Annotated in this window: 7 protein-coding genes; 5 read left to right on the plus strand and 2 right to left on the minus strand. The window is 70.9% G+C overall.

Going from position 1 to position 11859, the window contains the following annotated elements:
• Nucleotides 1-43 precede the first annotated feature (43 nt).
• Nucleotides 44-913, minus strand: a complete 870-nt coding sequence (locus ACFYR0_RS22035) for an arpA protein (protein WP_389330868.1) — start codon at nucleotides 911-913, stop codon at nucleotides 44-46.
• A gap of 429 nt (nucleotides 914-1342) precedes the next feature.
• On the opposite strand from ACFYR0_RS22035, the gene ACFYR0_RS22040 reads away from it, so the two are divergent.
• From ACFYR0_RS22040 to ACFYR0_RS22060, 5 genes are all read left to right on the plus strand, one after another.
• Complete coding sequence (locus tag ACFYR0_RS22040) at nucleotides 1343-2182, plus strand: carboxylesterase family protein (protein WP_389330508.1); 840 nt, start codon at nucleotides 1343-1345, stop codon at nucleotides 2180-2182.
• Complete coding sequence (locus ACFYR0_RS22045; protein WP_389330871.1) at nucleotides 2152-4233, plus strand: molybdopterin cofactor-binding domain-containing protein; 2082 nt, start codon at nucleotides 2152-2154, stop codon at nucleotides 4231-4233. The genes ACFYR0_RS22040 and ACFYR0_RS22045 overlap by 31 nt, the downstream gene beginning before the upstream one ends.
• A 33-nt stretch (nucleotides 4234-4266) precedes the next feature.
• Entirely contained in the window at nucleotides 4267-4722 is a 456-nt protein-coding gene (locus tag ACFYR0_RS22050) for a (2Fe-2S)-binding protein (protein WP_389330511.1), read from the plus strand.
• 474 nt (nucleotides 4723-5196) lie between these two features.
• Nucleotides 5197-6579: an FAD-binding protein gene (locus ACFYR0_RS22055; protein ID WP_389330514.1), complete on the plus strand. Its 1383-nt coding sequence runs from the start codon at nucleotides 5197-5199 to the stop codon at nucleotides 6577-6579.
• 192 nt (nucleotides 6580-6771) lie between these two features.
• On the plus strand, nucleotides 6772-7413 hold the full coding sequence (locus tag ACFYR0_RS22060) for a hypothetical protein (protein WP_389330517.1): 642 nt from the start codon (nucleotides 6772-6774) through the stop codon (nucleotides 7411-7413).
• A 58-nt stretch (nucleotides 7414-7471) separates the two neighbouring features.
• Here ACFYR0_RS22060 and ACFYR0_RS22065 read toward each other — a convergent pair whose 3' ends face one another.
• The gene (locus ACFYR0_RS22065) at nucleotides 7472-11740 is read right to left on the minus strand and encodes a HEAT repeat domain-containing protein (protein ID WP_389330520.1); all 4269 of its coding nucleotides are present in this window, start codon (nucleotides 11738-11740) and stop codon (nucleotides 7472-7474) included.
• Nucleotides 11741-11859: the final 119 nt, after the last annotated feature.

Raw genomic sequence — 11859 nt, forward strand, 5'->3', positions numbered from 1 at the left:
CGGGCGACCGCCTGTTGGTGCGTCAACTGCGTTTGGTCGACGGCTAGTCCAGCAGTTCGTCGACTCGGACCGCGCGGCCCTCGGCGGCGCGATGTTCGGGCAGCACACGGCCGAACAGCTGCTGGGTCCGCGCCACGCTGCCGATGACTCCGGCTCGCTCGCTGTACGCGAATATCGCCGAGTGGCGTGCGGTCCCGCCCTGCACGGTGGTGACGCGGTGAAGCGAGTAGCGGCCCTTGAAGAGCTGGAGATCGCCGGGCTGAAGGGCGAGGCGGCGGATCATGCGCTCGCCCTTGTCGAGCAGCACGTCCCGGACGTCGTCGAAGTTCTCCGCCTGGGCGGACCTGATGTTGGGGCAGTACTCGAAGACCCCACCGGCCTGCGACTCCTGGGTGAGCATGCTCACCGTGAACTCGTTCGTGTCGAAGTGCCAGGGGTGTTCCATTCCCTGGGTGACCACATTGAGGCACAGCCCCGACAGCGGATCCGCGAGTTCATGAAGGCGCGGCAGCCCGAAGCAGTCGGCGACGAAGCTCTGGAACGGTTCGCTGGTATAGAGCTGATGGATGATGGAGTCAGGCGGAATCTGGTCCCGCGCCACGAACGCGTTGCCTCGCTGGATGGGAATGCGTCCCGGATGGTTCTCCGGCAGCGAGGAATCCACGGCTATGTTGTACGCGTTGACCGTTTCGACCTCGTAATGCGCGCGCGGGGCGACTTCCACGCCTTCCCGCCGCAATGCCTCACGCTGGGCGGGGCGGATGAACTGCGGCAGTATGCTGCAGCCAATGGTCTCCAGTTCCTGCCGGGTGCGGGAAACCACGGCCTTCCAGGCGTCGCTGTCCGGCTCCAGCAGGGGGTAGCGATCCGTGTCGACGACCTGCTCGACCGTCCGCACATTCGATGCATCCATCAGGATCCTTTCCACGTGCAAGCTCGATGCCCCGTGTCGGGACATCCCGGTCAGTTCGGTGATTCCTGTCTTCACCGGTCCATAAAGAGCGAGCGTCATGGTCCGCGCCTCGTGGGACTCGCCGTCGCCCGTAGGTGGACCATCCGCGGCCTTCCCCTCCTCCCTCTTCGAGCCTCAGAGGGGTCTAACACATGATCTTGCTTCGGTTCTCCGATACGGCGTGATGTGTGATCGTCGACACTGGCGGCGTGTCATGAAGCCCACATGACACGGCAACTGGCGAGATGCCGAATTTCCCCTGATCGGCGGACTTCGTTCAGGCGGCATCGGCTATCGAGAGCGACAGTCCTTTTGTCAGCCATTTGTGAGCGGCCGTCATGTTCAGTACGCGTCCACCGGTGACGGTGCCGACGAGGGACCAGCATCACGATGCCGACGCCCCTGCCGCAGGCTGACGGGCGGAAGCGGCCCTCGCTCGCCGCGTTCCCGATCCGCACCGCAAGCGACTACCGTGCCCGCCTGTCGGACGCCTTCGGGCTCTCGGCCCCGGCCGTCGAGGCGCGGTACCCGGCATCGGGCCACCCGACGCCCGCACTGGCCTGGGCCGCGGTCCTGGCCGACCGGTCCTTCGCCTGCACCACACTCGCAGCCGGAAGGACGATGGCCGCACACGCTGCCGGTCTTGCCCTGAACGGCTACGAGTTCAACGATCCGCACGCTCCGGTCCTCGCCGGTCTGCCGTCCGGCCCGGCCTTTCCCTTCGGTGCGGCGCGCGGCTTCGAGATGCCGTACCTGTTCTCCTCCTTGCCCACCGAGCGGCCGCCGACCGAGACCCAGCGCGCCCTGTCCGACCGCGTGGTCGACTACTGGACGCGCTTCGCGGACACCGGCGACCCGAACGCACCCGACGCCCCGCTCTGGCCTGTCCTGCACGCTTCGGCGCCGCCCTCGACGTCGGTGCAGTCGCCGGCTCACGGACCGGGCGGCATCCGGCCGGCCGATCCCCACGCCGAGCACAACTGCTCGTCCTGGGACCGACAGCCGCGGAGACCCTCCCCCGTCACGGGTGCTCGTGCGTGTGCGCCGGGACAGTGGGTGATGCGCCCAGGGAACCTCGGGGCAGTGGGTGACGCCCCCAGGGAACCCCGGGGAGCACCTACACCTCATACCTGGAGAACCGGTGCCGTGTTCTCGCAGAGGAGTGTCCGTTGGCCCGCCAGCTGTCCCGCCGGAAGTTCGTGGTCTACTCCCTCGCGGCGACGACCCTGACCATCGCCGCACCGCTCGGCTGCGACGCGCCGTCCGCGCAGGGAGCAGAGGAGAAGGCGGACGGCGCCGCCCGGCCGTCCGACGTCCTCGTGACGGGCGAGGACGAGGAGAGGCTGGTCCTGGAGGTCACCCGGGCCAACAGGATCGTCGTACGGCTGCCGCGCGCCGAGGTCGGCCAGGGCGTCACGACCGCGGTCGCCATGATGATCGCCGAGGAGCTCGACGCCCGGCTCGTCGACGTCGACATCCCGCTCGCCGACGCGCGGACCAGAGGCAACCAGTTCACCGGCGGTTCCAGCTCGGTCAGCTCGCTGTACGGGCCGGCCCGGCGGCTGGCCGCCGTCGCCCGCGCCCGGCTGGTGACCGCCGCCGCCCGCCGATGGGACCTGCCCGCCCGGACCCTGCGCACCGTGAACACGGCGGTGATCGCCCCCGACGGCCGCACGGCCACCTACGGGTCCCTGACGGCCGCCGCCGCCGGCATTCGCCGGACGGCCGTGCCGGGCAAGCCGAAGCCGCCGTCCCGGCACCGGGTGATCGGGCGCCCGACGACCCGCATCGACGCCCGCGACATCGTCACCGGCAAGGCGCAGTTCGCCGGAGACCTGACACCGGCCGGGGCCAGGCCGACGGTCGTGGCCCGGCCTCCGACGATCGGCGGGAAGGCCGTCTCGGTCGACGACCGGGAGGCCCGCGCCCTGCCCGGCGTCCGCGCGGTCGTCCGGATCGAGGGCGGTGTCGCCGTGGTGGCGGACTCCTTCCACCACGCGTTCAAGGCCCGCGACGCGCTGAAGATCACCTGGGCGCCCGGCCCGCTGGCACGGCTGTCCGACGCCGCCATCCGCTCCCGGCTCCGGGCGGCCGTCCCCCGGCTCGGCTCCGCGCCCAGCGGCTCGGCACAGGTCCAGGCGGAGTTCGCGTTCGCCTTCGTCAGCCACGCGCCGATGGAGGTGCTGACCGCGGTGGCCGACGTGCGCGCCGACCGTGCCGAGATCTGGTTCTCCTCGCAGACACCGCAGAGCGCGCGGAGCGCCATCGCCGGGGAGATCGGACTGCCGGAGTCGAAGGTCCGGGTCCATGTGGTGCGGGGCGGCGGCTCGTTCGGACGCAGGCTCGACTACGACGCCGCGATCGAGGCGGCACAGATCTCGAAGAAGGCGAAACTCCCGGTCAAGCTGATGTGGAGCCGCGCCGACGACATCCGGCACGGCCGCATGCGCCCCGCCTCCCACCACCGGATACGGGCCAGTTACGCACGGGGGAGGGTGGTCGCCTTCGCCCATGCGACGGCCTCGGTGAGCGAGTCGTTCGAGGGCGTGGCCGCCCAGGGCGGGCCCGCCGCCCGTGCGGCGGGCCCGCTGCCCAGTGACAGCGGACTGTACAACTTCGGCCGTCTGTCGGGCGATTCGGGCTCGGTCGGGCTGGCGATGCCGCTGGGCGCCTGGCGCTCGGTCGACTCCGGTACGGTGCGCACCGCCGAGGAGATCGTCGTGGACGAGGTCGCCGCACGACTGGGCAAGGACCCCGTGGTCTTCCGGCGGACCACACTCAGAAGCAAGGCCGTCAAGATCGTGCTCAACAAGGTCGCGACCGCCGGACACTGGGGCCGCACCATGCCCGCCGGACATGCCCAGGGCGTGGCGGTCCACGAGGAGTACGGCTCCTGCGTGGCCTGCCTGGTGGAGATCGACGCCACCGACCCGAAGAACCCCCGCGTGACCAAGGTGGTGATGGCGGCGGACGTCGGAACCGCCGTCAACCCGCGAGGCCTGGAGGCCCAGTTGATGGGAACCGCCGTAGACGGCATCTCCACCGTGCTCCAGGCCGGCCTGCACATCGACCGCGGCGCGGTGCGCGAGAGCAGCTTCGCCGACTTCCACTGGGCCCGCCAACGGCACGCCCCGCTGCGCTTCGAGGCGCACATCATGCCGTCCCGGGGCGAGCCCGGCGGCGCAGGCGAACTCGGTGTCCCGGCCGCCGCCGGCGCCGTCGCCAACGCCTACGCCCGCGCCACCGGCACCAAGCCCCGCCGCTTCCCGCTCAACTTCTGACCCACTCTCCGCTCACCGTCCGAGAAGGTACCGATGCCCTCCTACTCCTTCGTACTCAACGGAAAGCCGGTCACCGTCGAGGCCCCCGCCGACATGCCGCTGCTGTGGGTGCTGCGTGACCTGCTGAACGTCACCGGCCCCAAGTACGGCTGCGGCGTGGGAGTCTGCCGCGCCTGTACCAGTCACCTCGACGGCGCGGAGGTCCAGCCATGTGTCGTTCCGGTCGCGGACTGCGCGGAACGTGAGGTCACCACGATCGAGGGCCTGGCCGACGGCGACACCCTCCACCCCGTCCAACAGGCCTGGCTGGACTGCGACGTGAGCCAGTGCGGCTTCTGCCAGCCGGGCCAGATCATGGCCGCGGCGGCCCTCCTGAAACGGACCTCTGCTCCTACGGACGCCGACATCGACCGCATCGAGAACGTCTGCCGCTGCGGCACGTACTCCCGCATTCGTGAGGCCATCAAGAGGGCTTCGGTGAAGGACTGACCGCTGAGGGCGGTGGACGGCACGAACCAGCGTCCTGTCACGGCGGTTCCTGCGCTGTCCCGCTGAGCCGGAGACAGCGGCTGGATTGCCGTGGGTCCGTGCTTGACGCGTCCGTGTACGGCGAGGGCGCCACAGGTGAGGCGGGCGGGGTCTGCCCACAACTGGAGCGTCCCAATCCGGCAGGTGTCGGGCCTCTGTCAGGAATCCGCCGAAAGCGGCGGCAATGAGCCCTCGGCCCCGGATAGCGTGTCAAGGCTGTCACTCCGACACCTGCCGGGAGGCGCTTGGGGCTCATGTCCGCTTCGCAGCACCGCGACTGACGGCACGTCAGGCTGCCGTGCTCCGAAATGCGCATCCCCTGCGCGAAGTGTGCCGGTACCCGGAGCGGCCGCCCGTCCTGCGGGACCGCGCGCGCCGCCACGACTCGAACGGCGTCGGGGCAGCCTTCGTATCCAAGCCCGATCTGGAGCAACCATGACACCCGAACTTCCCACCGCCCAGCCGGACCCGACCAGCTCCGACGGCGTCGGCAACCCCTTCGGCGCGGTCCCCGCGCTGGACGGTGAGCTGCGCTTCGACCAGGCCGCTCTGGAGGCGGCGGCCACCGACTTCGGAGGCCTGGTCCACCAACAGCCCGCCGCGGTCCTGAGACCGGGCTCGGCCGAGGACGTCGCCGCGATGGTCCGCCACTGCCGCGAACGCGGACTCAAGGTCGCCGGGCGGGGCCAGGGACACTCGACGAACGGACAGGCCCAGGTACCCTCCGGACTCGTCGTCGAACTCGGTTCGCTCAACACCATCGAGATACACGAGGACACCGCCGTCGTCGGGAGCGGAGTCGTGTGGAGCGACCTCGTCCGCGCCTCCATGTCCCATGGCCTCACCCCGCCCGCCTTCACCGACTACCTGGAACTGTCCGTGGGCGGCACGCTCTCGGCCGGTGGTCTCGGCGGACAGATCGTTCGCCACGGCAGGCAGGTCGACAACGTGCTCGAGGTTCAGGTCGTCACCGGCGAAGGCGAGATCAAGACCTGCTCGGCCACCGTACATCCGGACCTTTTCCGCGCCGTCCTCGGCGGGCTGGGACAGTGCGGGATCATCACCCGCGCCACCCTCTCCCTGGTCCCCGCGCCTGACTCGGTACGGCACTACGTCCTGACCTACTCGACCGTCGAGGCCATGACCGCGCAGCAGGCCGTTTTGGCGCAGGACGGAAGGTTCGACTACCTCGTCGGTCAGGCGCTTCCCACCCCGGACGGCTGGACCTACATGATCGAGGCCGCCTCCTACGACGGGACCGCAGCCGACGACGCCCGGCTCACCGACGACCTCGAACCCGCCACGGTGGAGGCCCAGGACGTCCCCTACTTCGACTTCCTCAACCGGCTCGCACCCGCGGTGGAGGCGTTCAAGGGCATGGGCGAGTGGCAGCGGCCCCACCCGTGGTACGACAGCTTCCTCCCGGCCTCCACCGTGAACGCGGTCGTCACGAAGACCCTCGCCGGCCTCAAGCCCGGCGCGCTCGGCGCGACCGCGGTCGTCCTGCTCTACCCCGTGCTCACCGCGAAGTGCAGGACGCCGCTTCCCGTCATGCCGGACGGTGACCTGGTCTACCTCTTCTCCCTCCTCAAGACCGCATCACCCGGCGCGGACTCCGCCGAGGAGATGGTCGCCGCGAACCGCGACCAGCACGACACCACCCGCGAGGCCGGCGGCCGCTGGTACCCGATCGGGTCGGTGCCGCTCACCCAGGACGACTGGGTCCACCACTTCGGCTCCTTCTGGGACGAGTTCCGTACGGCACGCCACCGCTACGACCCCGACGGCATCCTCACCCCCGGCCAGCGCATCTTCTGACCCGACGGCTACGGCACTCCCGGTCGGCAGCCCGTCAACCGGTCCCACGCGGAGATCCGTGTGGGACCGGAGCCGGGCGGTCGCGCCGCACAGCCGGGGAGGCGGGAACCGCGTGGCTGAATCGGTCGTCACTGACGATGGTTGCCGCTCGGAGCGGCGATGGACACCGTGAGTCGAGCAACAGGGAATCCCATGAAGCGTGCATCCGCAAGAAGAGCGGGTCTGACGGCCGTCGTGGCGCTGACGATCCTGACGGTCGGTGGCTGCCGGACGGAGGACGTGGCCCTCCCCGCCGCCTCTCCCAGCGGAGCCACCTCTCCGAGCGGAGACGCCTCGGAACCGGCGTCGCCGAACCCCAAGCCGGAGCCCAGCGGCCCCCGCACCCTGGTGGACGCGCCGACAGCGGGCGGTCTGGACAAGCTGACGGGCAGCGAAGCCGTGACGGACGTTCCGGTGGACCCGGGCGAGATGCGCGACGGGATGACGCTGGTCGTCGGCAACTACCGTGCCGCCGGCAGTCAGGACGCGCCGGTGCTGTTCGAGGGTGTCGACCACGTGCCCGAGGACACCAACAAGCGCCGAGAGCACCTGTTCCGGGGCATGCTCGAGTACATCCGGTGGGACCCGGAACTGGGCAACCCGCAGGCGGAGCCGGTGGAGCCGGGGCCGCTCGGCGGCTCGGTGGAATGCCTGCTCGCCTCGCTCAGTGAGGACGGCAACGTCATCTGCGGCTGGGCCGACGAGGGCACGGCAGCCGTCGCACTCTTCGAGAACAGCACCCTCGCCGACGCGGGAGAACTCTTCGTCGCCATGCGTGCCGATCTGGAGCACTGAGCGCCTCCCGCCTCGCCGGGCAGTAGTGCAACAGCGACACCGACACCCTTCCGACCACCTACCAGTCGTCGTCCGCGGCGAAGGCTTCCGCGAGCTCCTGGATCTCCGGATCGTGCGGCCAGCGTTCGGCGAGTGCGTCCACGGCCGCCCGCTGTACGGACCAGTCGGAGTCGTCGGCGGCCCGCTCGCGCAGCAGTGCCCCGGTGAGGGGGTCGTCGCGCCAGCCGCCTGCGAGTGCCTGGATCGCCGTGCGCCGGACGCGGCTGCCGACGCCTCCGGTGACGATTCGCCGGAGCAGCGCGCCGGTCTCCGGATCGTCGCGCCAGCCTGCCGCCAGGTGGTGTACGGCGCCCGAGCGCAGTTGCTCGTCGGGGTCGTTGTCGGCGATGCGCCGCAGCAGGGCTGCGGTCTGCGGGGTGCGCCGGCCTGTGACGAGGGCCTGGACGGCTGCCCACCGGACGTAGGGTTCGGGGTCGCGCCGGGCCACGTCGTGCAACAGCGCGACGGTGTCGTAGTGGTCGCGCCAGCAGGCCCCGAGCGTCCGTACCGTCGTCGCCCGTACGTCCGCGGGGGTCTCGGCGACCGCAAGCTCTCGAAGGAAGGACTCGGTCCCCGGGGCGTCACGCCATCCGGCGGCGAGGGCGAGGACGGCCGTCTCACGGGCGTGCGACTCGCCCTCGCCGGTGGCGACGGCGCGCAGCAGTGCCGCTGCGTCGGGATGGCCGGGCCAGACCGAGCCGACGGCCCGCAGCGCGGCGTGTCGTACCGGCTCGCTCGCGCCGGAAGCGGCCAGCTCGCACAGCCACGGCAGGGTGTGTCGGTCGGTGTGCCAGCCGGCGGCCAGCGCCCGCAGCGCGGCGACACGGACCCTGTCGTCGGGGTGGGTCTCGGCCCGCTCGCGCAGCAACATGGGGGTCTTGGCATCGGCGCGCCGGTCGACGACGAGGTGCTTCAGCTCGGCATGTCGCGGATCATCCGAGGGCGATGGGAGTGCCGAGCGGACGGCGGGAGGGCCGACCCGGCGGGTCTCGGCGCGGGTGAGCGCCTGCTTGGCTGCCTCCTGGACCCATGTCATGCCACCGGTGTCGGCGGCGATCGAACGCAGCAGTGCCGTGGTCCGCGGATCGTCGGGCCAGCCGTCGACGAGAATGTCGAACACGATGGTCCGCAGGTACGGGTCCGGATCGCGGGCCGCGCGCTCGCGTACCACGGCCGCTGCGTCAGGGTCTCCCGGCCAGCAGGTCGCGACGCATTGCACCGCGGTGCGGCGGACCTGGGCGTCCCGGTCATCGGTTGCCGACCGGCGTACCACGGAGAACGTCTCGGGTTCGTCGCGCCAGCCGTCGGCGAGCGCGGCCAGCGCGCCACGCCGTAAGTAGGCGTCGTCGTCGGCGAGGCATGTCAGCAACCAGTCGAGAAAAGAACGATCCTGACGACATGTCATGGCGAGCAGCCGAAGCGAGCCGTGTCTGATGTTCCCGTCGGGGTTCGTCTCGGCGAGTTCGCGGAGCAGTCCGGCGACCTCAGGATCCTTGGGCCATTCCTGTATGAGCGCGCGCACCGCCTCCTCCTGACGGGCGGGCGTGGATCCGAAGACCGCCTGACTGACAAGGCTTTCGCGGAAGGCGCTGTCGTCGCGCAACAGAGCAGCTCCGACTCGAGCGGCCGGAGGTACCTCGGACCAGGCGAAGTTCTCCCCCTCACGCGTCACGCTCAGGAACTGGCCGTGCGCCAGGTACCAGTCGTGGTAGCGCCTGCGGATGCTGGTGTTACGCGTGGCGAGGCGTCCGAGCACCGGGGGGAGGGTCTCCACGACCGCCCGGGTGACCGGGGAGCCGGGGTGGGCCCGTTGCTCGACCATGTGCTCGATCAGCGCGATGACCGCGTCGACGACGGCGGAACACTGGTCGGGCAGCCGGCCGGGGTCACGGACCTCGCCGAGGCACCGGGCGGCGAGCACGATGTGGTGCGGTGTCTCGCTCGACGAACCGGGCCGCTGGACGAACCACAGCGGATCGGCCGCGAGGAGGTGGTCGACGATCCGGCCGGCGAGGCGCGGTTCGACCATTCCCGCTACGAGGACCAGGGTCTCGTGCTTGGCGGGGTCGGCCCAGTTCTCGCCGTACTCCTGGTGAACGAGGGCGTGCTCGCTCAGGCTGCCTTCGACGGTGACCTGGTGCTGGATGTCCGCCGCGGCGAGGTACTCGAGCAGGGTGCGGTGGACGAAGCCGTACGTCTCGTCGCCGAAGTGGCTGAGGATGCTGTTGCGCGCGCGGAACTCGTCGGCCATCGCGCGGGCGAGCGCCATGGAGCGTTCACGCGGGAGCCTGGGATGCTCGTGCAGGTAGTCGGCGAGTTCCTCTGTCAGATCCTGGTAGGAAAGGAGGCTTGCGGCCGCCCCGGCCGAGCCGCCCCGCATGCGACGGGCCACGCGGCGCAACAGCTCCAGCCGTTCGGACTCGTTGAGGCGGCCCGCGTCCTCGGCCGTCTGTTCGTCGCGTTGGTAGCGGCGCGGATCCCACTGTGCGATGAAGGTGCTCACGGCTTGCTCGTAGACTCCGCGCCGGTCGCGTGGCAGGTCCCGCTGCTCCCCTCGCTGGGCCAGCATGGTGAGCATCAGCGGGTTGCCGGCCAGTTCGCCTACCGACGGCGAGTCGTCGACGGCCGCCAGCAGTCGCTCGCGCAGGCGGGCTGCCTCGGCGGGCTGGTGCGGACAGGCCAGCCGGTACCAGCGAGTCACGAACGTGTCGATCTGTGCCCGGTCCAGGGCTTGAAGCCGGTACGTGCGGAAGCCCGCCCGTTCGAGTTCCTGCCGCCGGTACCCGATCACCCGGGACGTCACCACGACGCGGGCACTCGGATGGCGCTCCGCGAATTCGGCGATCTCATCGGCGAGTTGCTCACGCAGTCGTGGGTCGAACACCTCGTCGAGCCCGTCGAACAGCACCACCGCGCGGCCCCCGGACCGCAGATAACCCTCGAGCAGGTCGCGCGGCCGGCCTCGTACGTCGGTGTGGTACCGGTGCTCGACGAGATCGAAGAGGCTGCTCGTGCGCCATCGCGAGTCGGCGTACGCGCGCAGCTCGACCAGCAGGGGCAGCGATCCGGCGAGCGGGGCGAGGACGGAGTCGCCGTCCGTCGCCTCCGCGAGGGCGAGCGCGAGGTACCGGGCGAGCGTCGACTTGCCCGCGCCCGGGTCGCCGAGCAGCACGATCCGCTGGGCGGACTCCTCGGCGAGCACCTGAAGGACCGGGCGGGCGGGGCGGTCACGGTACGCCTGCCGGACGCGGTCCTGCGACACGTCGTCGCCGCCCCCGGGCCGGCGGTCCCCTCCGGCTTCGCCCGCGGCCGGCGCGTTCCCCCTCTGACCGTCCGGCGGCTCCACCGCAGTCCGTTCCACCGCCCACGGCTCCCTTCGAACCGTCGGCGGGACGAACACGTCACTCAGCCGGAGCGGCGGACGGACCGGATCGCTCTGCGAGGCCAGGACCGCGACCTCCTCGTACTTCCGTCTCAGCCGGCGAAAGTACGACTGACGCGCGGTGTCGAACTCCGGGTCCTGCCGTGTCTGCGCCGCAGCACGGTCCTTGTCCAGTTGCCGCACGAGGGTCATCGCGGCGTCGGCCGCGCTGCTGGCGGCTCTGGACTGGGAGCCCTCCGCGTCGAGTTCGTGTTTGTGGGCATCGGCCTTGTCGCTGATCCCGCGGATGACCAGAGCCTCCAGGTCGCGGGTGAGCTGGGCGGCCTGTGCGACGCCGGTGGCCTCCATCTCGATGGCGACGGCGTCGTTGTAGTGCTCGTGGAGGTGGCGGGCGATCGCGGAGGCGGCGTCGGCGAGGACGACGTCTCCCACGGCGACGGGCTCGAAGTGGGCTCTGCCGCGCAGGGCGTGGCGGGCTGCCTGTTCGAGGCGGTGGGAGGTGCGCCAGGTTTCGGGGCGTACGAGGAAGCCCTCCGGGGTCTGTTTGCCGCCGTGGATGCCGTACACCTTGGTGGCGACCACGACGTCCCCGACCTTGATGTCCTTCTTGAGCCCACCTGCGACGCCGACGAAGAGCAGGGCCCGCGGGCGCAGCCAGTCGTGGAAGCGCTCGGTGAGGGCGGCGGCGGCCAGCGTGCCCCGGCCGATCTCGGCGAGGGCGACGTACCAGGAGGTCCCGGCGAGCCGCCCGCGCTCGGCCCGGGTGCCGGAGGGATGCACGAGGCTCTCGAGGTCGGTGAGATGAGCCCGTACGGCCTCGTACTCCACAGGCAGGGCCGTGAGGATCACGGCGATCGGATCTCCGTGCCCGTCCGCGTCGAACGGCACGCCGTGGCTGCGGGTCATCTGACCTCCCCGGCGGGTGCGTGGCCGCCGAAGGCCCGGCGCGAGCCGCGGCTCAGAGGCACCCGTGTCGCGTCTCTCTCGCCTGCTGCGGCCTTCAACTCGGTGTCGAACGTCGGCTC

Origin of the sequence: Streptomyces sp. NPDC005017 (assembly GCF_042873115.1) — a bacterium.
In the GTDB taxonomy this organism is placed as follows: domain Bacteria; phylum Actinomycetota; class Actinomycetes; order Streptomycetales; family Streptomycetaceae; genus Streptomyces.

Coding starts and splice junctions, on each gene's coding strand:
- ACFYR0_RS22035 (WP_389330868.1), bottom strand. CDS start 913: ATGGATGCATCGAATGTGCGGACGGTCGAGCAGGTCGTCGACACGGAT.
- ACFYR0_RS22040 (WP_389330508.1), top strand. CDS start 1,343: ATGCCGACGCCCCTGCCGCAGGCTGACGGGCGGAAGCGGCCCTCGCTC.
- ACFYR0_RS22065 (WP_389330520.1), bottom strand. CDS start 11,740: ATGACCCGCAGCCACGGCGTGCCGTTCGACGCGGACGGGCACGGAGAT.
- ACFYR0_RS22060 (WP_389330517.1), top strand. CDS start 6,772: ATGAAGCGTGCATCCGCAAGAAGAGCGGGTCTGACGGCCGTCGTGGCG.
- ACFYR0_RS22055 (WP_389330514.1), top strand. CDS start 5,197: ATGACACCCGAACTTCCCACCGCCCAGCCGGACCCGACCAGCTCCGAC.
- ACFYR0_RS22050 (WP_389330511.1), top strand. CDS start 4,267: ATGCCCTCCTACTCCTTCGTACTCAACGGAAAGCCGGTCACCGTCGAG.